A 24342-nucleotide genomic window follows, 5' to 3' on the forward strand; every position below is an offset into this window, starting at 1 on the left:
GTCCAAGGGCGGCCGCCCTTGGAGAAGTCCGGCGAACCCCGGGGGTGTCCTTGATGGTCCTGCGACCTTTATCAGCGTCGGAACGGGCTGAGGCCCTGGGCAAGGCCGCAGCGGCCAGGGCCACCCGGGCCGCAGCCAAGGAAAGCCTCAAGAACGGCGACCGGTCCGCGGCGGACATCATCAGTTCCGCCGGGGAGGACGACGCCCTGGCCCGCATGCGGGTTTCCGAACTGCTTGAAGCCCTTCCGGGCATCGGAAAGGTCCGTGCAGCAGCCATCATGCAGCAGCTGGGAATCGCGGCCTCCCGCCGCGTCCGGGGCCTGGGCGTCCACCAGCGCCGGGCGCTGGTAGATTTTATAGACGAGCAGTAGGGCAGGCCAGGCGGCCGCCCTTCCCCAACCTCCGGCAAAGGAATACGTGAGCAAGAAACCGGGACTGACAGTCCTCGCTGGTCCGACGGCTGTTGGCAAAGGCACCGTGTCCACCTACATTCGTGACAACTATCCCGAGGTCTGGCTATCCGTTTCGGCCACCACCCGTGCGCCCCGGCCCGGCGAGGTGGACGGCGTCCACTACTTCTTCAAGTCCAACGAGGAGTTCGAGCAGCTGATCGCCGACGGCGAGCTCCTTGAGTGGGCGGTGGTCCACGGGCAGAACACCTACGGCACCCTCAAGAGCACGGTGAACCGGGCCATCGCCGAAGGCCGGTCGGTGCTGCTGGAAATCGACCTGCAGGGTGCCCGCCAGGTCAAGGCGGCCGTCCCGGACGCCCAGTTCGTCTTCCTTGCCCCTCCCACCTGGGACGAAATGGTGCGCCGGCTGGTGGGCCGCGGCACAGAAACTCCCGAAGAACAGCAGCGCCGGCTGGAAACCGCTAAACTTGAACTTGCTGCTGAACCGGAGTTTGACCACACCGTCATCAACGATGACGTCCGCCGGGCAGCGGACGAGCTTGTTTCACTCATGGGGCTGACACCGCATCCACACCTGCCCGAACCGTCAGCCCGCTAGGAATTTGGAGAAATTCGTGTCCACGAACCTTGAAGGCATCATCAACCCGCCGATCGACTCGCTGCTTGAGGCAGCCGATTCCAAGTACGGCCTGGTGATCTTCGGTGCCAAGCGTGCTCGTCAGATCAACGCCTACTACGCCCAGCTGCACGAGGGCCTCTTCGAGTACGTCGGCCCGCTGGTTGACACCAAGCTGAACGAAAAGTCACTCTCGATCGCCCTGCGCGAGATCAACGAAGGCAAGCTGGTTTCCACGCCGATCGAAGCCGCAGAGTAACCCTGCGCTCAAACTGACTCGCTGCTGACGGAGGTCGCGTGCGCATAGTCCTCGGAGTCGGGGGAGGGATTGCCGCCTACAAGGTGGCATCGCTCCTCCGGCTTTTTACTGAAGCCGGCCACAACGTCACGGTGATCCCCACGGAGGCATCCACCCGCTTCGTGGGTGTCGCCACCTGGGAAGCGCTGTCCGGCAACCCGGTCAGCAACAGCGTTTTCGACGACGTCCACCTGGTCAACCATGTCCGCCTGGGCCACGAGGCGGACCTGGTGGTCGTCGCCCCGGCCACGGCCGACCTCCTGGCCAAGGCCGCCACCGGCCAGGCCGGGGACCTGCTCACCAACACCCTGCTGATGGCGCACGGGCCGGTGCTCTTCGCACCGGCAATGCACACGGAAATGTGGCAGCACCCCGCCACCCGGGCCAACGTTGAAACCCTCCGCGGTCGTGGTGCAGCAGTCCTCGAGCCCGCCTCCGGCAGGCTCACCGGTGCCGACTCCGGCCCGGGCCGGCTGCCGGAACCCGAGGCGATCTTCGAAGCGGCCATGGCCCTGGTCCAGGGCCGCACCGATTACCAGCTCCCGCTGGCCGGCCGCACGGTCACGATCAGCGCGGGCGGCACCCGTGAACCGCTGGACCCCGTCCGCTTCCTTGGCAACAGGTCCTCCGGCAAGCAGGGCGTCGCCCTCGCGGCAGCCGCGCGCAACGCCGGCGCCACCGTCCGGCTGCTTTCGGCCCACATGGATGTCCCCGCCCCGTCCGGGGTGGAAGTGGTCCCGGTGGAAACTGCCCTGCAGCTGCGCGAAGCCGCATTGCAGGCGGCCGCCGATTCCGACGTTGTCATCATGGCCGCCGCCGTCGCCGACTTCCGGCCCGCCGATGTCTCAGACACCAAAATCAAGAAGCGGGACGACACCGCCGATCCCGTCATCACCCTGGTCCGGAACCCGGACATCCTGCAGGAACTGGTGGAGCAGCGCAACGCCGGCAGTTCCGGGCCGCGCACCCAGCTGATCGTGGGATTCGCGGCGGAAACGGGGGACAGCGACGGCAGCGTCCTGGCCCACGCCGAAGCCAAACTGCAGCGCAAGGGCTGCGACCTGCTGGTGGTCAACCACGTGGGGACGGACAAGGTCTTCGGGCAGGACACCAACTCCGTGGTCATCCTTGCCCGCGCCGGCTCCGAACCACAGGAAGCGTCAGGAACCAAGGCTGAGGTTGCCGACGCCGTCATCAGCCGCATCAGCTTTGAACTGAACCATGTTTCGCCACGGACCTGAGTGTTCCGCACCACGTTTGCTTCGCGGGAAGACATCTCCCGCGGGGCGGCCGTGCTTCAACCAGTAAGGTAGTTGAGTGACTTTACCGCTGCACCTTCCCCAGACCCATGGGGCCACGCCCTCCGCGCTCCGGCTCTTCACGTCCGAATCGGTCACCGAAGGCCATCCGGACAAGATCTGCGATCAGATCAGTGACGCCATCCTGGACGCGCTGCTCGCGGCGGACCCGGAGTCCCGCGTGGCCGTCGAAACCATGGCCACCACCGGCCTGGTCCACGTGGCCGGCGAAGTCACCACCGACGCCTACGTCGAAATCCCGCAGATCGTCCGCGAGACCATCCTGGGCATCGGATACGACTCCTCGGCCAACGGCTTCGACGGCGCGCGCTGCGGTGTGTCCGTCTCCATCGGCCAGCAGTCCAACGACATCGCCGGTGGTGTCTTCAACTCGCTCGAGGCACGCGAAGGCCGCCAGGAGGACGACTACGACCTCCAGGGCGCAGGCGACCAGGGCCTGATGTTCGGCTACGCGAGCGATGAAACCCCGTCGTACATGCCCACCCCCATCTGGCTGGCGCACAGGCTCTCCGAACGCCTCACCGATGTCCGCAAGACCGGGCAGCTGCCGTACCTGCGCCCGGACGGCAAGACCCAGGTCACCGTGGGCTACGACAAGGACAAGCCCGTTTCCGTGGAGACGGTGGTGATTTCCAGCCAGCACGCCGAAGGCGCCAGCCTGGAGCAGCTCCGGGCCGACCTCGCCGCCGTCGTCATCGAGCCGGTGCTGGCCGCTGCGAACCTGGACATCTCACGGGCCGCCAACATCCTCAACCCTGCCGGTGAATTCGTCATCGGCGGGCCCGTCGGCGACGCCGGGCTGACCGGACGCAAGATCATCGTCGACACCTACGGCGGCATGGCGCGCCACGGCGGCGGTGCCTTCTCCGGCAAGGACCCGTCCAAGGTGGACCGCTCCGCCGCGTACGCCATGCGCTGGGTCGCCAAGAACGTGGTCGCGGCAGGGCTGGCAAAGCGCGCCGAGATCCAGATCGCCTACGCCATCGGGCAGGCACGGCCCGTGGGCACCTACGTGGAGACCTTCGGCACCGAGACGGTGGACCCGGCACGCATCAGTGCCGCGATCGCCGAGATCTTCGACCTTCGGCCCCGCGCCATCATCGACGCCCTTGACCTGAAGCGCCCGATCTACGCCAAGACCGCAGCGCACGGACACTTCGGCCGTGATGAGCCCGACTTCACCTGGGAACGGCTGGACCGCGTTGACGACCTGAAGGCATACTTCAACGCCTAGGCCGCTCCTTCCCACGAACGGAGCACCAGTGTCAGTGCCCCGTGATTGGCTGTCCGTGTCCAACCGGCAGCTGAACGGAGGTGTCCACGGTGGTTGCTGACAGCGCTACAGACCATGCCGTCCAGCCCTCCCTCCTGCAGGGCTTCCCGGCCGGCCCCGCGCCGGGTGGCAGTGCGGTGGCGGAACAACTTCCGGTGGCGCGGGTGCTCGTGGAATCGTCACTGCCGCATCTTGACCGCCCCTTCGACTATGCCGTGCCCGCCTCCCTGGACGAAGCGGCCCAGCCGGGCGTCAGGGTGAAGGTGAAATTCAACGGGCAGGACCTCAGCGGATTCCTGCTCGAACGGCTGGCCGGGTCCGATGCCGGGCACGCGCTGGTGCCCCTGGCCAAAGTTGTGTCCCCGGTCCCCGTCCTCACGCCTGCCGTGCGCACCTTGGCCGGTGCCGTCGCCGCCCGGTATGCCGGGACGCTCAGCGACGTCCTCCGCCTGGCCGTGCCGCCGCGCGTCGCGAAACTGGAAAAGGACTTCCCAGTGCCTGCGTCCGGCGCCGCGGAACCGGAGGGCCCGGCGCGGGACACGGGCGCCACTCCGTCCGCCTGGGCCACTTACCGCGCAGGCCCCGCGTTCCTGCGGCACCTGGCCGCCGGGGGCGCCCCGAGGGCCGTGGTCAACCCGGCGCAGGGCTTTGGGCCAGCCGGGTGGCCGCAGCTGCTGGCCGAGGCCGCGGCCGCTGCCTACACTGCAGGCCGCGGCGCCCTGCTCGTGGTCCCCGACTACCGGGACCTGGACCGGCTCCACGAGGCACTCAACGCCGTGTTGCCGGAGCATGCGGTGGCCAGGCTCGCCGCCGATGACGGACCGACGCCCCGGTACCGGAACTTCCTGCAACTGTTGTCCGGCGCCGCGAAAGTGGCGATCGGCACCAGGGCGGCTGCCTACGCCCCGGTTCAGGACCTGGGGTTCGTCGCCTGCTGGGACGACGGCGACGATCTCCACATCGAGCAGCGGGCACCGTACGCCCACACACGCGAAGTCCTGCTGCTGCGCGCCGAACAGGAAAACGCCGCCTGCCTGCTTGCCGGGCATGCGCGCAGCACCGAAGTCCAGCGTCTCGTTGATGCCGGCTGGGCCGTTCCAATCGGCACCGACCGTCCCACCCTCCGCGCCACGGTTCCCCGGGTAGTCAACACGGCGGACAGCTTCGAACAGGGCCGGGACCCGCTGGCCAGCATCGCCCGGCTGCCGGGAGCCGCCTGGAAAGCGGCCAAGGAAGGACTGGAGCGCGGCCCCGTCCTGGTGCAGGTGGCCAGGTCCGGCTACGCCCCGTCCCTGGTCTGCGAGACCTGCCGCGAACCCGCACGGTGCAACGCCTGCCAAGGGCCGCTGGCGCTGGCAGGCACGTCGGCCCCGCCCCAATGCCGCTGGTGTTCCACGCCCGCCCCGGCCTGGCGGTGCACCCATTGCGGCGGGAAGCGGCTGCGGAAAGGGGCCACGGGGGTGCTGCGCACGGCCGAGGAACTGGGCCGCGCCTTTCCCGGTGCGACCGTCATCACCTCCTCCGGCGACCAGGTAAAGGCCCGCGTCGGCGCCGCGAAGGCGCTGGTGGTGGCGACCGTGGGCGCCGAACCGGTGGCCGAGGGCGGTTACGCCGCCGCCCTGCTGCTGGACGGGGACTCCCTGCTGCGCCGCGAGACACTGCGGGCGGCCGAGGATACGGTGCGCCGATGGTTCAACGCCGCCGCCCTGGTCCGGCCGGCACCGGACGGCGGCCTGGTGGTGGTCACGGCGACGGACGCCGCCGCCACCGGCGCCCTGCTGCGCTGGGATCCTGCCGGCTACGCGGAGCGGGAGCTGGCGCTGCGGACCGAGCTTGGGCTGCCGCCTGCCGTCCGCATCGCCTCCGTAACCGGGCCGCGTGCCGCCGTCGACCATTACACCGGTGCCGTGGAAGCCGGCCTTGGTGCGGCGGGCATCGTGGTGCGCAGCGCAGGGCCCGCGCCCCTGCTCCTGAACGGGCCGCCGTCGGCGCGCCGCCCGGGCGAGGACGTCCGCACCCTGCTGTTCTTTTCCTACAGCCAGGGGGCGGCCGTCGTCCGTGTCCTGCGCGCCGCGCGGGCGGCAGCGGCCGCCAAACGCACTACCGAGCCCGTGCAGGTGCGCCTGGACGGGGTCGACGTCCTGTAGCGCGGGTGCGCCTTAGCGCCTCCGCCGGGCCACGATCTCGTGGGCCACATCCACGAGCTGGCGCGCGGAATCATCCCAGCTGAACTCCCGGGCGCGCGCCACCGACCGGCGGGAGATCGCCTGCCACCGGGCCCCGTCATGCAGGGCATCGACCGCTTCCGCGAACTGCTCCGGCGATGACGGATCGACGTAGCTGGCCGCGTCAGCCCCCACCTCGCGGAAAATCGGAATATCGCTGGCGATGACCGGGGTCCCCAGCGCCATCGCCTCCACCAGGGGAAGGCCGTACCCCTCGGCCCGCGACAGGCTCACCAGCGCCGTTGCCCGGCGCAGCAACGCGTCGTACTGCTCATCCGTGACGCCGTTGTGGAACACCACCGATGCCCCGGCCGGCACTATCTTCTCCAGCTCCGCCCGCCGCTGCGGGGTGATCCGGCTGAGCAGGTGGAGCGTGTACCCGGGCAGCCCGGCCATGCCGGCCACCATGGTTTCCACGTTCTTGTAGGGCATGAAGGAACCCATGTAGACGATCGTCTTGTCCGCCCCGTCCTCGGGCCGGCGCGGTTCCTGGGCAGGTTGCGGGGCGTTGGCGATGATCCGAACGGGACGGCGGGTCAGGCGGTACTTGGCGATCAGGGCTTCGGTGGTGCGGCTGATGGTGGCCACGGTGTCGGCCCGGTTGAGCAGCAGCCGCTGCGGCCAGAACGCTTTGTGGTAGAGCCGCCAGAGCACCCGGACCGGGGCCGGCAGGAACCCCGGGGGAGCGGGGTGCTCGTAATAGATCAGGTCGTGAAGCGTCAGTACCAGCCCGTATTTGCGGCCCCAGGTTCCCATTGTCTGCATGGGGCACACCACAACGTCCGGCTCCAGGGCGTTGACCTTCCGGGCAACGAAAAGTTCGAGCGGCGACAGCGGGCTGCTGATCAGCGTGTATGGAACGTCGGGCAGCAGGGCGAGCTGCCGTTTGTCCGAGACCAGCATGGACACGTCCGCGATTCTCGCCGTTGCGGCGATCAGGCTGGCGCCGTAGCGGCTGATGCCGTCGTGGTGGTCGGTGCGGGTGAAACGTGCATCGATGACGATCTTCACGCGGGGTGGTCCTCCAGGAAGCTTCGGATGTGGCGGGCCGCCGGTTCCGGCGTTTCGTAGTGGATGAGGTGCCCGACGCCGGGAATCACCTTGAGGTGGCCGTCCGGCAGGAGTGCCAGGAGGCGGTGCTGGTCGGGCAGGGTGGCGATCTCGTCCTTTTCCCCCGCGATCAGCAGCACCGGCAGCTTGAGCTCCGCGGCCACCTCCGCCACGTGGTGGCTGACCGAAGCGGTGAACGACTCCAGCAGGCTGTCGCGGTCGGCGAAGGAACTGAAGTAGGCATGGTGCTGGCCGTGGATGAAGGCCCGCAGGTCCCGGTCGCGCGTCTTGGCCATGGTTTCGCTCATGACGCGGACGATGGCCGGATTGCGCAGCAGGGCCAGCCCAAGCCGGCGGGGCAGGCGCGCGGCAAGCCGGTAGTACAGCACCGCCAGCCGCGTCATCACCCCTTTCGGGCCCTCGAGTGCGGGAGCCGCGATCGGGTTGACCAGGACCAGGGGGTGCACCGCACCGGGATGGGTGGCCACGAAATGGGCCGCGACGATGGAACCAAACGAGTGCCCGAGCAGCACCGTGTCGGGCCCGAGCTCCAGGGCCGCCATGAAATCCGCAATGAACCGGCCGTAGCGCTCCACCGTGTGCGGGTCCTGGCTGAATGCGTCGGAACTGCCGAACCCCGGAAGGTCGGGCATGATGAGCCGCATTCCCGGCAACTGGTCGGCAACCCGGAGGAGCCCGTGGTGGTCACCCCGGAACCCATGGACCACCAGGATGGTGCGCGTCTGCGCCGTGGCCTCCAGGGGTTCGTACGTCCAGTAGGCGACCGTGCCGCCCCCGACGGTGACGGAGGCCGCGTGGGTGCGGGCCTCAAGGTCCGCGCTGAGGTAGGCGGGCGCGGCGGGGCCCGCCGGGTTGATCGTGTTCATACCGGCCTAGTTGACGTTGTCGGGGTGGGAACCGGTGCGGTGGCCGCGGTCCAGGGCGTTGATTGCCGCCATGTCCCGGTCGGAGAGCTGGAATCCAAAGACGTCGAGGTTCTCCCTGATCCGCGCCTCGGAGCTGGCTTTGGGGATGACAATGTTCCCCAACTGTACGTGCCAGCGCAGGATCACCTGTGCAGGGCTCCTGCGGTGCTCGGCCGCGCAGGCCTGGATCACGGGGTCCGCGAGGACCTGGCCGCGGCCCAGGGGACTCCAGGCCTCGGTATGGATGCCCAGTTCCGCGTGCTTGCGCCGCAGGTCCTCCTGCTGCAGCCACGGGTGCAGTTCCACCTGGTTGACGGCGGGCACCACTTCCGCGCCCTGCAGCAGGCGGTCCAGGTGCGCCGGCTGGAAGTTGCTCACTCCGATGGCACGGACCCTCCCTTCCCGGTACAGGGTCTCCAGGGCCCGGTAGGTATCCGGGAACAGCCCGCGCCGCGGACAGGGCCAGTGGATCAGGTACATGTCCACGTAGTCCAGGCCAAGGTTGACCATCGAGTCATCGAACGCCCGGAGGGTGGCGTCGTAGCCGTGGTGGTCGTTCCACACTTTGGTGGTGATGAACACGTCTTCCCTGGACAGCGGGGGAAACAGTTCCCCGGACCCGCCGCTGCCGGTTCCGTCGCCAAGCTGGGAGCTGATGCCGCGTGCCACCCCGGTTTCATTGCCGTACATGGCGGCGGTGTCGAAGTGGCGGTAGCCGGCGGCCAGGGCCGTGGCCACGAGTCCTTCGGCGTCCGCGGGCGGCACCTTGTACAGCCCGAAGCCGAGCTGGTCGATGAGTACGCCGTTGTTCAGGCTCAACCGGGGAGAGGTTCTCATGGCAATGACTCTACCCACATCAGTTGGTGAGGCCCTCGTAATCGACCAGCCGGCGCGCGGTGGCCTCGTCCACGATCAAGTCGGTGGCGAGCTGCGCGGCCAGCGCCCCCCGCAGCCCGTTGATCTTGGACGCCCCCGAGACCACGCAGATCCTGCGCCGCACCTGGCGGAGCTGGGAAAGCGCAGGGCCGGTGGACCTTTCGTTCAGGACGATCCCGTCGGATGACCCGTCCTCCCTGAAGAAGACGGTGGCGACGTCGCCCACGACGTCCGAGTTCGCCAGTGCGTTCAGGTCGTCCTCGTCCAGGTATCCGCCCGCGTACACATGGCTCGGAAAGTCCGCGTCCACCGAGCCAACGCCGAAAATCGCGATGCCCATCTTCGACTGCAGCTCAAGGACGCGCTGCACGCTGCGTTCATTCCACATCGCGGTCTTGGTGGCCGCATGGTCGAAAAACGCCGGGACGGGAAACTGTTCCACCCGTGCACCGTACGCGGTTCCGAACCTGCGCATGATGTCGCTCGCATAGGTGATGCCGGTGGTGTGCATGTTGCCGGCGCCGTTGAGCTGCACGATCACGCTGTCATGGGTGATCTTCCGGGTGAGGTGGCGGCTGACCGCGCTGATGGTGGAGCCCCAGGCGACGCCAATGATGGCACTGGAGTCCACGATGGGCCCGATGGTCCGCGCCGCCTGCATGGCCACGCGGTCCAGCGTCTCCGCATCGTTCAGTGTTCCGGGGACCGGCACGACATGGACATCAAGGTTGAACCGGCGCCGGATCATGCGCTCCAGTTCGGGTCCGGTATCGAGGGGATTGCGGATCTGGACCTGTACCAGGCCGGACTCGCGGGCGGACGACAGCAGCCGCGAGACAGTGGACCGGGAGGTCCGCAGCTCGCGGGCGATGGCATCCATCGTCAGGTCCTGCAGGTAGTACATCTGTGCAGCCCGGAGGGTATCGGCCTCCCGCGATGGTGCCATCATCATTCCATTCTGCACGTTTGTGCATAGCGCTTGACTCTATTTTCCATGACTTCCAAGAATAGAACAGAACCGCGGCGCGCCCCTTGCCGGCAGCCGCACCGCACGAAGCCCTACGGGAGTTGTTTTGGAACCCAAGGATCCAACTGTCCATCCGTCCGTTCCTGCGCCTGAGTCCGGAGCCGAGCGCTCCCCGGTCCACAACCTGCGGCGCCGCCCGCACGCACAGGTGCTGGTGGTCGGCGGCGGCATCAACGGCGTGGGGACCTTCCGGGACCTGGCCCTGCAGGGTGTCGACGTTGCACTGGTGGAACGCGGGGACTACTGCCAGGGAGCAAGCGGCGCCTCCTCGCACATGATCCACGGCGGCATCCGGTACCTGGAAAACGGCGAATTCCGGCTGGTCCGCGAATCGGTGGTGGAACGCAACCGGCTGCTGCGCCTCGCCCCGCACTACGTCAAGCCCCTGCAGACCACCATCCCGATCTTCAGCACCTTCTCGGGGGTCCTGTCGGCGCCGCTGCGCTTCCTGACCCACAAGCAGCAGGGCAAGCCCAAGGAGCGCGGCGCGTTCCTCATCAAGGCCGGGCTCAGCCTCTACGACTCCTTTTCGCGCGACGGCGGCACCGTCCCGCGGCACCAGTTCCGGACCTCCAAGCGCGCCCTGGCGGAACTGCCAGCCCTGCGTCCCGACGTCAAGTACACCGCCACGTACTTTGATGCCTCGGTGCACAACCCGGAACGGCTGACCCTGGACGTCCTGCAGGACGGTGAAAAGGCCGGCCGGGCCAAGTCGGGCGGCACCCTGGGCCAGGCCAGCACGGCCCGGGCCAGTAACTACGTTTCGCTGCAGTCCCTCACTGCGCAGCCCAACGCGGGCACCGGGCGCGGCGGCACCGTGCGGCTCCGTGACGAACTGACCGGGGCGGAATTCGATTTCACGGCCGATGTCATCGTCAACACCACGGGCGCGTGGGTGGACCTCACCAACCAGGCCATGGGGTCCCCCTCATCCTTCATGGGGGGCACCAAGGGCTCCCACATCGTGCTGGACCACCCCGCATTGCTCGAAGCCTGCCGCGGCCGGGAAATCTTCTTCGAACACACCGACGGCCGCATTGTCCTGATCTACCCGATGGGGGACCGGGTCCTGGTGGGCACCACCGATGTGGACGCCGACATGGCGCAGGACGCCGTCTGCACCGATGAGGAAATCGACTACTTCTTCGACCTGATCGGCCACGTCTTCCCGGACATCGCCGTGAGCCGGGACCAGATCGTCTACACGTTCTCCGGTGTCCGGCCCCTGCCCCGGCATGACGCCACCCAGCCAGGCTTCGTCTCGCGTGACTACCGGATCGAACGCCGCGGCCCGGCACCCGACGGGAGCGGCGCCGTCGTGATGAGCCTGGTGGGCGGCAAATGGACCACTTTCCGGGCGCTGGCAGAACACATGGCCGACGACGTCCTGGCGGAACTCGGTGTCCGGCGCAAGGTTTCCACGGCCCAGCTCCCCATCGGCGGCGGTGCCGCGTTCCCGGCCGACGAGGCGGCCGAGCAGAAGTGGATCAAGGCGCACATGGGAGCCGGCCGCGGCGCCGACCGGACCGCCGCGCTGTTGACCCGCTATGGAACCCGTGCCGAGGCCGTCATGGAATACCTGGACGCCGGGCCCGACCACCTGCTGCGCTCCACCCGCGAACTGAGCGTCCGCGAGCTGGAGTACATGGCAGCGCACGAACAGGTGGGACACTTGGTGGATGTCCTCATCCGCCGCACTTCCCTGGCCTTCCGTGGCCTCGTCACGGGGGAGCTGCTGAACGAGATGGCGGAGGTGCTCGCCGTCCCGCTCACATGGGACGCCGCCGCCCGTGCCGCCGAGATCAAGCACGCCCAGGACGTGCTGCAGCGGTTCCACCGCGTGGAAACGCACAGCCTGGTCGCCTGAGCGCCCCCGGCTACCGCCACCCACCGACAAGGACGTCATCATGAACCAGTACGTAATCGCCATCGACCAGGGCACCACCAGCACCCGTGCCATCATCTTTGACCACAGCGGCGCCATCGTCTCCTCCGGCCAGCTGGAGCACGAACAGATCTTCCCGCAGGCCGGCTGGGTGGAGCATGACGCGTTGGAGATCTGGGACAACACCCGCGAGGTCATCGGCTCGGCGCTGTCCAAGGCGAACCTGACGCGGCACGACATCGCCGCCGTCGGCATCACCAACCAGCGCGAAACCGCCGTCGTATGGGACAGGACCACTGGCAAGCCGGTGTACAACGCCATTGTCTGGCAGGACACCCGGACCCAGGACATCGTGGACGAGCTGTCACAGGACGGCGGGGTGGACCGTTTCAAGCAAAAGGTGGGCCTGCCACTGGCAACCTACTTCTCCGGCACCAAGATCAAATGGATCCTGGACAACGTGGACGGGGCACGCGAAAAAGCCGAGGCCGGTGACCTGGTCTTCGGCAACACCGACGCCTGGGTCCTGTGGAACCTCACTGGCGGAGTGGAGGGCGGCGTGCATGCCACCGACGTCACCAACGCCTCCCGGACCCTCTTCATGGACCTCGAAACCCTGAAGTGGGATGACGAAATCCTCGGCATCTTCGGCGTACCGCGCAGCATGATGCCGGAGATCAGGTCCTCCTCGGAGGTGTACGGCACGGTCCACAGCTCGCAGTTGCTGCGGGAAACGCCGGTGGCCGGCATCCTGGGCGACCAACAGGCCGCCACGTTCGGCCAGGCCGCCTTCGACGCCGGGAAAGCCAAGAACACCTACGGCACCGGCTGCTTCCTGATCTTCAACACCGGCGAAGACATTGTCCACTCGAAAAACGGGCTGCTCACCACGGTGGGCTACCAGCTGGGCAACGCCAGGCCGCATTACGCCCTGGAAGGGTCCATCGCCGTCACCGGCTCGCTCATCCAGTGGCTGCGCGACAACCTGGGCATGATCAGCAGTGCGCCCGAGGTGGAGACCCTGGCGGCGTCCGTCAAGGACAGCGGCGGCGTCTACATCGTCCCGGCCTTCTCCGGGCTGTTCGCCCCGTACTGGCGCTCCGACGCCCGCGGCGCCATCGTCGGCCTGACCCGGTTCGTCAACAGGAACCACATCGCCCGGGCCGCCCTGGAAGCCACCGCCTTCCAGACCCGTGAGGTGCTCGACGCCGTCAACGCGGACTCGGGCGTTCCGCTCACCGAGTTGAAGGTCGACGGAGGCATGGTCGCCAACGACGCCTTGATGCAGTTCCAGGCGGACATCCTGGGCGTCCCGGTGATCCGCCCCCGGGTCATCGAGACCACCGCGCTGGGGGCTGCCTACGCCGCGGGCCTGGCGGTCGGCTTCTGGAAGGACCTGGGCGAGTGCTCGGCCAACTGGTCCGAGGACAAGCGCTGGGAACCGCAGATGGACCAGGCCGAACAGGACCGCCAGATGCGGCTCTGGAAGAAGGCTGTCACGAAGTCCATGGACTGGGTGGACGAGGACGTACGGTAGGCAGGCACGCTATCCCGGCAGCACCGTGCCTGCGCTGCCGTCGACAATAACGGGCTGGCCGGTGTACAGGACCTGCGTGGCCCTGCCCGTGCCCACCACAGCGGGAATGCCGTACTCGCGGGCCACGAGTGATGCGTGGGCCGCAAGGTTGCCGCCGTCTGTCACGACGGCGGCAGCCAGGGCAAAGAGCGGCGTCCAGGCAGGCGCGGTTGCTTTGGCGACCAGGACCCCACCGGGCAGGAAACCGGCGAAATCGTCCGGTCCTCCGAGAATGCGCACCTTTCCGCGGGCCCGGCCGGGGCTGGCCGGATGGCCCACCAGGGCTTCCGGCGGAACCGCATGGGTGCTGCGGGCGCTTCCGGCGATCCGGTCGAACATGTCGCCAACCAGAGGCAGCCTGCCGAGGGTGAGGGGTGCGTCCAGTTTCCGCTGGCGCAGCCATTCCCGGCGCCTGCGCTCGACGGCTGCGTGCCGGGGAGGCACGTCGGGGCGCAAATCCTCCCTCGTCAGGAAGTAGACATCGTCCGGGTCGGCAATGATCCCCGCCTCCTGCAGCAGCGTGCCGATTCCGGCGGCGCAGCGCCGGAGCAGTGGCCAGCCGAGGGTGAAGTCACGTGCCTGTTCCTCCCTCAGCACCGCATAGTGCTGGGCGGCGGCGAGGAGTGCATCGAAGCGGGCCAGGCGGAAGCTTCCCCGCAGGACCAGCCGGCAGGCTGCCTCGGCCTCCCGGCGCCGGGCTGCGGACGGGAGCGCCGCCTGCGGGTCCACGCCGTTGGCAGCGTCCTGGCCGTACAGCGGGTCCTCTCCGGCCGTCCTGAAATACCAATCCAGGCTGTACACGGCATGCGGGACCCTCTTCGGAGTGGATGGCAGCAGGCCTCCCAGCAGGACCTGGTAGCCGCCCGCGGCCGCCCCGTGGCCATCCAGCGCCGAAGCGAGATGCCGGCGCCAGAACCGGGCCAGCGCCATTTCCATCTTCCACGCGGCGCCGCCGGTGACGGAGAAGAACCAAAGGTAGTTCCCGGTATGCCGTGCCACCTCCTCCACGACCTGCAGCAGTCCGGACAGGGCCATGTCCTGGCGGGCCGGTGCGTACGCGTCCACCAGGTTCCGGTACGCCTGGAGCTGCCCGGTCCGCCATTCGTCCTCCAGCCGCCGGAGCACAGCGTGGTCGGCACCTGCCGGATCGAACATCGGACGGACGACCGCGTTGAAGACATAGGGGAGTGAACGCAGGCTGCCGCCGAACAGCAGGTGGGGGAGTGCGCGCGGCGAAGGCGGTGCGACGTAATACCAGCCGTTGACGGCAGCGTGGCCCATCGGAATGCTCACGCCGGCATCACGCTGGACAGCGGCGTTGTAGGCAGCGTCAATGGCCGGGATGATCCAATCCATGAAAAGCGGGGTCACCGGCTCCGGCAACCACTCGCCAAGCCGGAAATTTCTGACCCACACTCCCTTCCCGGGGCGCGGCCAGGTCACCGGATCCGGCAGTGCAGTCATCGGGCGGGCCTGCAGGATGTGTATCTGCCCGGAACGGTCCAGGGCCCACTCCACGTCCTGGGGGCAGCCAAAATGGCCGGCGACCCTGCCGGCGGCCTCTGCCACCGCCGTCGCGCTGTGCTCACTGAGCACCGCAAATCCGCCGGGCGACCTGCGGGGCCCGCCGACGCCCACTACCCAGTTTTCACCGTCGACCGTGCTGGCGACCAGGTTCTCGCCCAGTCCGGCCACGGCCGACACAACGGTTTCATCCCGTGCACCGGTCATGGGGTTGGCAGTGAAGGCGACGCCAGCTGCCGCAGGATCCACCATTTGCTGGACCAGCACCGCCATGGCGCTTGTTCCGGCCGCTGCACCCGGCGCCGGGAGCCTGTCTTGGTGCCCCCGGGCTGCCTCATAGGCCGCCACACGCCGGGTACGGGCCGATTCAAAGCAGCGGGCCACCATGGCCGGAAGATCCTCGGCGGCGACGCCGAGGTAGCTTTCGTAAATGCCGGCGTAGGAAGCGCCGGGAAGGTCCTCGGCGGCTGCGCTGGAACGCACCGCGTACGGGCCGGGGCCGACGCTGCGGGCTGCCGCCTTAAGCCGTTCCTCCCAGCCCGCCCGGTTGCCGCCGGGCGCGGCGGCGGTGACAACGAATCCGGGCGGCACCCGGAAACCTGAGGCCAGCAGGGCCGACAACGCCGCAGCCTTGCTCCCGGCTTCTTCACTGACCAGCGGAACAGGGCCGCCGAGGCGGGGGAAACCGACATCCTGGTATGCGTCACTGGCCATGGTTCCACCTGTGGGTGCGGGGCCGGGAAGGCCTGGATCCAAGTCTAGTAGCGTGCCGTCCGGCGGAAGCCTTCGTCCGGCTAAGTTCCGTCCACGCCGGTGCGCTAAAGTAGATTTATGCGTGCGATCCTTCTGCTTAGCTAGCCGCCGGGTGTCCGAAACGACGGACAGCTGAGCGGCAGCCCCTCCATGGAGAGGGGCTTTTGTGTGTCCGGGGTTGTGCCGCCGGGCCGGCAGCAGGAGGATCAGGCCGTTATGGCAGCACAGATGCCGTAACAGAACAGAAGAGGGCAGCAGTGGGCGTTCAGCCGGAGACAGAGACCGGAACAGCAACAGCAGTGTCGGCGGAAGTGCCTGAAGAGGGCACCTACAGTTTCGCCGCGATGGAGGCCAAGTGGCCGCAGGTGTGGGAGGACCTTAAAGTCTTCACGCCGGTGGACGACGGCTCCCGGGAACGCCGGTACGTGCTGGACATGTTCCCGTACCCCTCAGGCGACCTGCACATGGGCCACGCCGAAGCGTTCGCGATGGGCGACGTGGTGGCCCGTTACCTGCGCCAAAAGGGCTACGACGTCCTGCACCCCATCGGCTGGGACTCGTTCGGCCTGCCCGCGGAGAACGCCGCCATCAAGCGCAACGCGCACCCCAGCGAGTGGACCTACGCCAACATCGACACCCAGGCCGCCTCGTTCAAGCGGTACGCGATTTCGGCGGACTGGTCCCGCCGGCTGCACACCTCCGACCCCGAGTACTACCGCTGGACCCAGTGGCTGTTCAAGCGCTTCTACGAGCGCGGCCTGGCCTACCGGAAGAACTCCCCGGTCAACTGGTGCCCCAAGGACCAGACGGTGCTCGCCAACGAACAGGTCGTCAACGGCGCCTGCGAGCGCTGCGGCACCACCGTCACCAAAAAGTCGCTGAACCAGTGGTACTTCAAGATCACCGACTACGCCGACCGCCTCCTGGACGACATGGAGCAGCTGCGCGGCCACTGGCCCGAGCGCGTCCTGGCCATGCAGAAGAACTGGATCGGCCGTTCAGAAGGTGCCCACGTCACCTTTGTCGTGGAAGCCGACGGCGGCAAGCCCGCCAAGGACGTCACGGTCTTCACCACCCGCCCGGACACCCTGTACGGCGCCACTTTCTTCGTCGTGGCCGCTGACGCGCCGCTCGCCGTCGAACTCGTCACTGACGAGCACGCCGCGGCCCTGGACGACTACCGGGAGCAGGTCAAGGCGCTCTCGGAAATCGAACGCCAGTCCACCGAACGCGAAAAGACCGGCGTCTTCACCGGCCGCTATGCCATCAACCCGCTGAACGGTGAGAAGCTGCCCGTCTGGGCGGCGGACTACGTGCTCGCGGACTACGGCACCGGTGCGATCATGGCCGTGCCCGCCCACGACCAGCGCGACCTCGACTTCGCCCGCACGTTCGACCTGCCCGTCCGCGCCGTCCTGGACACCGGCGAAGAGGACCCCGCCGTGTCAGGCACCGCGACGGCGGGGGAGGGCACCCTGATCAACTCGGGCGAGCTTGACGGACTGCCCAAGGCCGAGGCGATCCCCGCCGCCATTGCCATCCTGGAACGCCAGGGCACCGGCGAGAAATTCGTGAACTTCCGCCTCCGCGACTGGCTGCTGAGCCGCCAGCGGTTCTGGGGTACGCCGATCCCCATCATCCACTGCCCGGCCTGCGGCGAAGTGCCGGTCCCGGACGAGCAGCTTCCCGTCACGCTGCCCTCCGACCTGCGCGGCGAAGACCTGGCACCCAAGGGAACCTCGCCGCTGGCCGCCGCGGAGTCCTGGGTCAACGTCGAGTGCCCCTCCTGCCATGGCCCCGCCAAGCGGGACACGGACACGATGGACACCTTCGTGGACTCGTCCTGGTATTTCCTGCGCTTTGTTTCCCCGCAGTACACCGAGGGTCCGTTCGATCCGCAGAAGATCAACGACTGGATGCCGGTGGGCCAGTACGTGGGCGGCGTGGAGCACGCCATCCTGCACCTGCTGTACGCCCGGTTCTTCACCAAGGTCATCAACGACCTCGCCATGATCGACGCCAACGAGCCCTTCAGCGCCCTCCTGAACCAGGGCCAGGTGCTCAACGGCGGCAAGGCCATGAGCAAGTCCCTCGGCAACGGTGTGGACCTGGGCGAACAGCTGGACAAGTACGGCGTGGACGCTGTCCGCCTGACCATGGTGTTCGCGTCCCCGCCCGAGGATGACGTCGACTGGGCGGACGTTTCCCCGTCCGGTTCCGCCAAGTTCCTGGCCCGCGCCTGGCGCCTCGCCCAGGACGTCACCAGTGCGCCGGGTGCGGACTTTGCCGCCGGTGACCGTGCGCTGCGTTCCGTCACGCACCGCACCATCGCCGACGCCGCCGAACTCCTGGACGCCAACAAGTTCAACGTGGTGGTGGCGAAGCTGATGGAGCTGGTCAACGCCACCCGCAAGGCGATCGACTCCGGTGCCGGCAGCGCCGACGCCGCGGTCCGCGAAGCCGCTGAAGCCGTTGCCGTCATCCTCAGCCTGTTCGCTCCGTACACCGCCGAGGACATGTGGAGCGTTCTGGGCCACCCGGCCTCGGTGGCCAACGCGGGCTGGCCTTCGCACGATCCGGCGCTGCTGGTACAGGACACCGTCACCGCCGTGGTCCAGGTGCAGGGCAAGGTCCGTGACCGGCTCGAGGTCTCGCCGCAGGTTTCCGAGGACGAACTGCGCGAACTGGCCCTGGCGTCGGATAACGTGCAGCGCGCCCTGGATGGCCGTGGCATCCGCACAGTGATCGTGCGGGCCCCTAAGCTGGTGAACATCGTTCCGGCCTGACGGCCGTTTCACCGCACGGACACACCGGCCACCGGACCAGCTCCGGTGGCCGGCCACCCAGGAGGCGCCTCTTGCCAGACACTAATGCCGCAGCCTGGGCCTGGTTCCGGTCCAGGATGGCCGCCCTCCGGCAAACGTCCCGCCCCGCCGTGCCGGTACGCACGGCCGTAGTGACGGACTCCGGTGCGGCCCTGCCGGCACAGTGGCTTGCCGGCCCCGTGGGCGACGGCGTGCTGACCGTAGTTCCGATGCCCGTCATGGTGGGGGCGGAAATCTACGGTGAGGGCGAAGATGACATCCTGGATACCATCGCGGTTGCCCTGGCGGCCGGGACTCCGGTGAAAACGTCCCGGCCGTCGCCCGGGCAATTCGAGCAGGCGTACCGGGCGGCCGAACGCCGCGGCTTCGACGCCGTCGTGTCCGTCCATATCTCTGGGGGACTTTCCGGAACGGCTGACGCCGCGCGCCTTGCGGCCGCCAAGGTCGGCATCCCGGTGGAAATCGTCGACTCGCAGACCGTTGGAATGGCGCAGGGCATGGCAGTCCAGGCCGCCGTGAAGGCGGCCGCAGCCGGCTTGGACGCCGCCGCCGTTGCCGCCGCGGCCCGCGCCCAGGCCGGGCAGACCCGAGTGTACTTTTTTGTTCCCAGCCTGGAGCAGTTGCGCCGCGGCGGCCGGATCGGGGCGGCTGCGTCGCTGCTGGGCACCATGTTCGCCATCAAGCCCATCCTGGCGGTCGACGGCGGCAGGATAGTCCCGCTGGAGAAGGTGCGGTCCGCAGCCAGGGCCATTGCGCGCCTTGAGGAGATCGTTGTCGCCGATGCCGCCGCCCGGGCCGGCCAGTCCGTACGCCTGGCCGTGCACCACTTCGGCAACCCGGCGGAAGCCGAGAGCCTGGCTGCCCGGCTGGCAAAGGCACTTCCCGATTGCCCGCCCGCCCAGATCAGTTCCCTGCCCGCGGTGCTGGCCGCACACGCGGGGCTGGGCGTGCTTGCCGTTATTGTGGGCGCGGATGCGCCCTCCGGCAGCAGCGCAGGGGAACGTTAGGCCCCTGCCCCATGCCGACGCGGCGCCGATACTGTCCACATAGCCCGTTCCTGCCCTGTTGCTGGCCCGGTCCATGTCCCTAGCGTGGAGGGATGTCACGCCGGGATGCTGGAGCAGCAGGTCAGCGGGCGCGCCACGCCAGCGAGCGGCTCCAGGCAACCCTGGGCGACGGGTCCCGGGGACTTTTGCGGGCCGGCGGGGGAGAAGAGCGCTTCGAATACCGGAGCCCGGAAGCCCACGCAGCCTCAGGAACCGGAGCCGCCCGTCCCGGCGATGGTGGTGCCGGTGATCCATCAGGGCAGCCTGCACGCCCCGGCCCGGCCCTGCGCTGGCGGATCGGTCTCCGGCTTGCCCTCCTGGCAGGCATCCTGGCCGTCCTCGCCTGTTCCTGGTTCTGGTGGCAGGCCGCAGCGGACCGGCCCGAGATCCTTCCCCTGAACGGCGCCACCCCGGGCGGCGCACCGGCGGAAGCGGCCGGGACTGCCCCGGGTGGGGCTGCGGAACCCGACAGCACCGGCGGTCCCGCGGTACCTCCGGGATCGCCCGGCGCGCTCGTCGTGGTCCACGTGGCCGGCGCGGTTGCGCGGCCCGGCGTCGTGCAGCTGCCGCAGGGAAGCCGTGTCCACGACGCGATAGCCGCGGCGGGCGGCGGAAGTGCGGGCGCAGACCTGGACCGGCTTAACCTTGCCCTTGTCGTGGAGGACGGCAGGAGGATCTACGTGCCGCAGGCCGGCGAGGAACTGCCGGACGCATCAGCGGGTGTGGGGCCGGAGGCGGCCGGAGAAACTGCGGGCGGCGGTGCCGGGCCAGGCCCGGCCGCCAAGGTCAACCTCAACACTGCGGACGTCGGGGAGCTGGACGCCCTGCCGAAGGTCGGTCCGGTGCTGGCGCAGCGGATCGTGGACTGGCGGAAGGAACACGGACCCTTCAAGAGCATCGAAGAGGTGGACGCCGTGGATGGTGTGGGGCCGAAGATGCTCGAAGCGCTGCTGCCCTTGGTGACGGTCTGAAGCCGCATGGCGGGGGAACGCTGGGAGCGGGGGATGGCGAACCGGTCGGCGGGGCCTCGCCGGAGCGCCTTGCCCCGGATCAGCCACGGCCGGCGCGAAGCGGCCCGGACCAGTCCGTGGAGCAGTTTCGTGGACGCCGCGGTCCGCGGGGCGGGGGAAGGCATGCCGGGATCAGCCGTGCGGGAACGCCGGCCGGGACCCGGGTCCGCGGAAGAGTCCCCCACCCGCCAAGTGGCATTGACCGCCCGGGGGCGCGGCGTCCTGCGGGGCTACCGGGTACGTTGTCTCGAGGCGCTGCGGAACCGGTTGGGAGGAGAATCCAAGGCGGGGAAGGAAGCGGGGACGGGCCGCACCGGGGCACTGCGGCGGCCCGATGTCCGCCTCATCTTTCCGGCCCTGGTGGTGTGGGGTGCATGCGCGGCCGGGGTGTGGTTGCCGCCACCGGGGCTGGCGGTGCTCTGCGGCGTTATGGCAGGACTGGCCGGGCTGCTGGTCTTCCTTACGGCCAGGGGCGCCCGCGCGGCGAGGGGGCATCCCGTGGCAGCCAATCCCCGCGGCGCCCTTAGGACCGCCTGCCGCAGCTTCCGGGCCACCGTTGCCCTCGCCCTGCTGCTCGGTGCGGCTGGCGCCGCACATTTGGCGGGCGCCGCCAGCCAGCGCTCCGACGGACCGCTTGCGGACGCGGCAGCAGCGGGCCGTACCGCCGTGGCCGTCGTCGAGGTGGCAGGCGCCCCGCACGCCCTTTCCGGGCCCGGCGGCACGGCACAGCGTTGGTCCGTTCCCGTGTGGACCCGGGAGGTGGCAACCGGCGGCCAACTGGTGCGCACACGGGCCCGGCTGGTGGTGACGGGTGCCGGTGGCTGGGGCACGGTCCTGCCGGGGCAGGTCGTGCGCGCCTCCGGCAAGCTGAAGCCGGCGGAGCCCGGGAGCCAGGAGGCCGGGGTGCTCGTGGCTTCGTCGGTTCCCGGCAGGGCCACCGGAGGGTCGGTGCTGGAGGGCTCCGCGGCGGAACTGCGCGAACGGTTCGTAGCCGCTGCGGCCTTCCTTGGACCGGACGCCCGAGGGCTCCTGCCGGGCATGGTCACGGGCGACACCAGTGCCCTTGACGAAGGGCTGGACTCGGCGATGAAGATCGTGGGCATGACGCACCTGACGGCTGTCAGCGGGGCCAATTGTTCGCTGGTCCTGGGTGCCCTGCTGCTTGTGTGCCGGAGCTGCCGTTTGGCGCGGCCAGCGGCGGCGGCAGCCGCCCTCGCGGGACTCGGCCTGTTTGTGGTCCTGGTGGGTCCGGACGCCAGTGTCCTGCGCGCTGCCCTGATGGGCGCCGTTGCCGTCGCGTCCCTGGCGGGCGGCCGGTCCGGCCGGGGCTTGAGCTTCCTGTGCCTCACCGTCATCGGGCTGCTGCTGGCCGACCCCGCGCTGGGCACGAGCTTCGGATTCCTGCTGTCCGTCCTGGCGACATTGGGGATTATCGTCCTGGGGCGGCGCATCATCGACTGGATGCCCGGGACGGTACCGCGCTGGGCAGCTGGTGCCGTTGCCGTCCCGCTCTCAGCCCAATTGTTGTGCGCCCCGGTCATCGTGCTCCTGCAACCACAATTCGCCACCTACGCCCTCGCAGCGAACGTCCTTGCATCGCCCTTGGTGGCCCCTGTTACCCTGCTCGGTACGGCCGCGGTGCCGCTGGTGGTGCTGCTGCCCTGGCTGGCCACCGCCCTGATAGCCGTGGCGGGTACTTTCAGCGCTGGTGTCGCCGCGACGGCCAGGTTCGCGGCGCAGCTGCCGGGCTCGGCCCTGCCCTGGCCGGAAGGCGTTCCAGGCCTGCTGTCCATGGCATTGCTGTCGCTGTTGACACTGACCGCGTTATGGGCAGCCACCCGTCCACGACGCTTCCTTGGTGCGGTCCGGGCTGCCCACAGGTGGATCGAGGCCCGGATCGGACGGCTGGAGGACAGGCTGGGTTCACCCCCGGCCAAAAACCGGCACGGCGTTCCCCGCAGACGGCAGGAATGATGGCTTCCTCGCGGGCGCTGCTGTTCCGGGCCACACGGGACTGCCCCGGAACAGCGCCGGCCCTGTCATGCTGCCTTTGACTGTGCCACCATTCGTCCATGCCCGAAAATCACATGACACCGGAGCAGCAGCTCGCTGCGGCGGGCCTGACGCTGCCGCCGCCACCCCCGGTGGTCGGAGCCTTTTCGCTGGTCGCCCAGCAGGGCGACGTCCTGTATGTTTCCGGCCACGGGGTGTTTGCGGATGGCGAGCCGATCCATCGTGGCAAGCTGGGCTCGGACCTTACAACGGGGGAAGGCCGTGCGGCCGCCCGGGCAGCCATGCTGGCCCTGCTCGGTACTGTGCGCGGCCACGTTGGCGGGCTGGACCGGGTCAGTCGTGTCCTGAAGGCGCTCGTCTTTGTGAACAGCACAGCCGATTTCACCGAGCACCATCTTGTCGCAAACGGTGCCACCGAGGTGCTGGCTGTCGCCTTCGGCAAGGAGCGGCTGCCGGCCCGGTCGGCCATCGGAGTCAGTTCACTTCCACTGGGCTTTGCAGTTGAAGTCGAGGCGATCATCGGGATCACCGGGATTCCCTGAAGACCCAGTGTCCGCCGGCACGGCTTGGACCGCGGCCATGGACATGGCAGGCTGGGATACTCCGCTAAAACTTCCGAAAGGACCCCCGATGGCCGCCGCGCAAAAACGAGCACCCCGCGCTCCGGTGTCGACTACCGCCTCCTGGCGCGACGCAGTGCCCGCCCCCGTGGTGCTGGTCAGCGGGCCGGAGGACTATCTGGGCATCCGCGCCATGGACAAGGTCCGCTCCCAGGTCCGGGCCACGGCACCGGACGTGGAGCTTAGCCGCATCAATGCCGCCGCGTATGAACCCGGAACCCTGGCCATGCGGGTGAGCCCCTCACTGTTTGGTGAGAGCAAGCTGATTGAAATCGAGGCTGTCGAAGGCATGAACGACGTCTTCCTTGCCGACGCCCTGGACTACCTTCAGCATCCCGAGCCTGACGCGGTGGTGGTGCTCCGGCACGCCGGGGGAACCCGTGGCAAAAAACTCCTGGACGCGGTCAGGAAGGGCGGCTGGCCGGTGGTCGACTGCCAGCCGCTGAAGAAGGATTCGGACAAAGCAGCGTTCGTCATGGCGGAATTCAAGGCCGAGGGCCGGCGCATCAACCAGGACGCCGTCCAGGCCCTGGTGAACGCGGTGGGGGCCGACTTGTCGGAGCTTGCCGCAGCCTGCAGCCAATTGATCGCCGACGCCGGCAGCACCGTCACCTCCGAGGTGGTGGACCGGTACTACGGTGGACGGGTCGAAGCCACCGCGTTCAAAGTAGCGGATGCGGCGATGGCGGGAAACGGGCCACTGGCCTTGTCCACGCTGCGCCATGCGCTGGCCACCGGAGCGGATCCCGTCCCTCTGGTGGCTGCCCTTGCGGCGAAGCTCCGGACTGTGGCCCGGGTGGCGGGCGCGTCCGGGTCCGCTGCCCAGATCGCGGCGGAACTTGGGATGCAGCCCTGGCTGGTGGAACAGGCGCAGCGGGACGTCCGCCGGTGGACTCCAGAAGGGTTGGTCCGCGCGATCCAGGCCACGGCTGAAGCGGACGCGCAGGTGAAGGGACTTTCCCGTGACCCCGTGTACGCCGTCGAACATGCTGTGACCGTGATCGCCATGTCCGTCCAGGGCCGGTAGGCCGTCTGCACTTGGCCCGGCGTGCCACGAAAGGGTAGTT

Annotated in this window: 19 protein-coding genes; 14 read left to right on the forward strand and 5 right to left on the reverse strand. The window is 68.7% G+C overall.

Annotated features, from left to right (window positions below):
• Window positions 1-53 precede the first annotated feature (53 nt).
• The 6 genes from mihF (at window position 54) to ACYSM9_RS08460 (ending at window position 6066) form a co-directional block, all read left to right on the forward strand.
• Window positions 54-371, forward strand: a complete 318-nt coding sequence (gene mihF / locus ACYSM9_RS08435) for an integration host factor, actinobacterial type (RefSeq protein WP_461856524.1) — start codon at window positions 54-56, stop codon at window positions 369-371.
• Between the two features lie 46 nt (window positions 372-417).
• Window positions 418-1011, forward strand: a complete 594-nt coding sequence (gmk, locus tag ACYSM9_RS08440) for a guanylate kinase (protein WP_461856525.1) — start codon at window positions 418-420, stop codon at window positions 1009-1011.
• Between the two features lie 16 nt (window positions 1012-1027).
• Window positions 1028-1288: a DNA-directed RNA polymerase subunit omega gene (rpoZ, locus tag ACYSM9_RS08445; RefSeq protein ID WP_003800778.1), complete on the forward strand. Its 261-nt coding sequence runs from the start codon at window positions 1028-1030 to the stop codon at window positions 1286-1288.
• A 38-nt stretch (window positions 1289-1326) separates the two neighbouring features.
• Window positions 1327-2568, forward strand: a complete 1242-nt coding sequence (coaBC, locus tag ACYSM9_RS08450; RefSeq protein WP_461856526.1) for a bifunctional phosphopantothenoylcysteine decarboxylase/phosphopantothenate--cysteine ligase CoaBC — start codon at window positions 1327-1329, stop codon at window positions 2566-2568.
• Window positions 2569-2644: 76 nt separating this feature from the next.
• Entirely contained in the window at window positions 2645-3880 is a 1236-nt protein-coding gene (metK, locus tag ACYSM9_RS08455; RefSeq protein WP_461856527.1) for a methionine adenosyltransferase, read from the forward strand.
• Between the two features lie 89 nt (window positions 3881-3969).
• Entirely contained in the window at window positions 3970-6066 is a 2097-nt protein-coding gene (locus tag ACYSM9_RS08460) for a primosomal protein N' (RefSeq protein WP_461856528.1), read from the forward strand.
• Between the two features lie 12 nt (window positions 6067-6078).
• Here ACYSM9_RS08460 and ACYSM9_RS08465 read toward each other — a convergent pair whose 3' ends face one another.
• From ACYSM9_RS08465 to ACYSM9_RS08480, 4 genes are read right to left on the reverse strand one after another with little or no spacing between them, the layout of a single operon-like run.
• Complete coding sequence (locus ACYSM9_RS08465; RefSeq protein ID WP_461856529.1) at window positions 6079-7155, reverse strand: glycosyltransferase family 4 protein; 1077 nt, start codon at window positions 7153-7155, stop codon at window positions 6079-6081.
• Complete coding sequence (locus ACYSM9_RS08470; protein WP_461856530.1) at window positions 7152-8081, reverse strand: alpha/beta fold hydrolase; 930 nt, start codon at window positions 8079-8081, stop codon at window positions 7152-7154. Before ACYSM9_RS08470 ends, ACYSM9_RS08465 begins: the two co-directional genes overlap by 4 nt.
• Window positions 8082-8087: 6 nt before the next feature.
• Window positions 8088-8957 (reverse strand): aldo/keto reductase, encoded by an 870-nt coding sequence (locus tag ACYSM9_RS08475; protein ID WP_461856531.1) that lies wholly within the window; start codon window positions 8955-8957, stop codon window positions 8088-8090.
• Window positions 8958-8976: 19 nt separating this feature from the next.
• Complete coding sequence (locus tag ACYSM9_RS08480; RefSeq protein WP_461856532.1) at window positions 8977-9942, reverse strand: sugar-binding transcriptional regulator; 966 nt, start codon at window positions 9940-9942, stop codon at window positions 8977-8979.
• 205 nt (window positions 9943-10147) lie between these two features.
• Here ACYSM9_RS08480 and ACYSM9_RS08485 point away from each other — a divergent pair, with 205 nt between their 5' ends.
• Both ACYSM9_RS08485 and glpK read left to right on the forward strand, forming a co-directional pair.
• Complete coding sequence (locus ACYSM9_RS08485; protein WP_461856577.1) at window positions 10148-11890, forward strand: glycerol-3-phosphate dehydrogenase/oxidase; 1743 nt, start codon at window positions 10148-10150, stop codon at window positions 11888-11890.
• Between the two features lie 40 nt (window positions 11891-11930).
• Entirely contained in the window at window positions 11931-13445 is a 1515-nt protein-coding gene (gene glpK, locus ACYSM9_RS08490) for a glycerol kinase GlpK (RefSeq protein ID WP_461856533.1), read from the forward strand.
• Between the two features lie 9 nt (window positions 13446-13454).
• Here glpK and ACYSM9_RS08495 read toward each other — a convergent pair whose 3' ends face one another.
• Window positions 13455-15722 (reverse strand): PEP/pyruvate-binding domain-containing protein, encoded by a 2268-nt coding sequence (locus tag ACYSM9_RS08495; RefSeq protein ID WP_461856534.1) that lies wholly within the window; start codon window positions 15720-15722, stop codon window positions 13455-13457.
• A 296-nt stretch (window positions 15723-16018) separates the two neighbouring features.
• Between ACYSM9_RS08495 and leuS the strand changes: the two genes are divergently transcribed.
• The 6 genes from leuS (at window position 16019) to holA (ending at window position 24302) form a co-directional block, all read left to right on the forward strand.
• On the forward strand, window positions 16019-18547 hold the full coding sequence (gene leuS, locus ACYSM9_RS08500) for a leucine--tRNA ligase (protein ID WP_461856535.1): 2529 nt from the start codon (window positions 16019-16021) through the stop codon (window positions 18545-18547).
• A 71-nt stretch (window positions 18548-18618) separates the two neighbouring features.
• The gene (locus ACYSM9_RS08505; RefSeq protein ID WP_461856536.1) at window positions 18619-19593 is read left to right on the forward strand and encodes a DegV family protein; all 975 of its coding nucleotides are present in this window, start codon (window positions 18619-18621) and stop codon (window positions 19591-19593) included.
• 92 nt (window positions 19594-19685) lie between these two features.
• Window positions 19686-20603: a helix-hairpin-helix domain-containing protein gene (locus tag ACYSM9_RS08510; RefSeq protein ID WP_461856537.1), complete on the forward strand. Its 918-nt coding sequence runs from the start codon at window positions 19686-19688 to the stop codon at window positions 20601-20603.
• A gap of 69 nt (window positions 20604-20672) precedes the next feature.
• The gene (locus ACYSM9_RS08515; RefSeq protein ID WP_461856538.1) at window positions 20673-22616 is read left to right on the forward strand and encodes a ComEC/Rec2 family competence protein; all 1944 of its coding nucleotides are present in this window, start codon (window positions 20673-20675) and stop codon (window positions 22614-22616) included.
• Window positions 22617-22729: 113 nt separating this feature from the next.
• Window positions 22730-23197, forward strand: a complete 468-nt coding sequence (locus ACYSM9_RS08520; protein WP_461856539.1) for a RidA family protein — start codon at window positions 22730-22732, stop codon at window positions 23195-23197.
• Between the two features lie 88 nt (window positions 23198-23285).
• On the forward strand, window positions 23286-24302 hold the full coding sequence (gene holA, locus ACYSM9_RS08525) for a DNA polymerase III subunit delta (RefSeq protein ID WP_461856540.1): 1017 nt from the start codon (window positions 23286-23288) through the stop codon (window positions 24300-24302).
• Window positions 24303-24342 lie beyond the last annotated feature (40 nt).

This window comes from Arthrobacter sp. C152, from assembly GCF_054890965.1.

Excerpts from the sequence above, each read along its gene's own strand:
- ACYSM9_RS08495 (WP_461856534.1), bottom strand. The coding sequence starts at position 15,722 with ATGGCCAGTGACGCATACCAGGATGTCGGTTTCCCCCGCCTCGGCGGC.
- ACYSM9_RS08470 (WP_461856530.1), bottom strand. The coding sequence starts at position 8,081 with ATGAACACGATCAACCCGGCGGGCCCCGCCGCGCCCGCCTACCTCAGC.
- ACYSM9_RS08475 (WP_461856531.1), bottom strand. The coding sequence starts at position 8,957 with ATGAGAACCTCTCCCCGGTTGAGCCTGAACAACGGCGTACTCATCGAC.
- ACYSM9_RS08520 (WP_461856539.1), top strand. The coding sequence starts at position 22,730 with ATGACACCGGAGCAGCAGCTCGCTGCGGCGGGCCTGACGCTGCCGCCG.
- ACYSM9_RS08510 (WP_461856537.1), top strand. The coding sequence starts at position 19,686 with ATGTCACGCCGGGATGCTGGAGCAGCAGGTCAGCGGGCGCGCCACGCC.
- glpK (WP_461856533.1), top strand. The coding sequence starts at position 11,931 with ATGAACCAGTACGTAATCGCCATCGACCAGGGCACCACCAGCACCCGT.
- mihF (WP_461856524.1), top strand. The coding sequence starts at position 54 with ATGGTCCTGCGACCTTTATCAGCGTCGGAACGGGCTGAGGCCCTGGGC.
- ACYSM9_RS08480 (WP_461856532.1), bottom strand. The coding sequence starts at position 9,942 with ATGGCACCATCGCGGGAGGCCGATACCCTCCGGGCTGCACAGATGTAC.
- holA (WP_461856540.1), top strand. The coding sequence starts at position 23,286 with ATGGCCGCCGCGCAAAAACGAGCACCCCGCGCTCCGGTGTCGACTACC.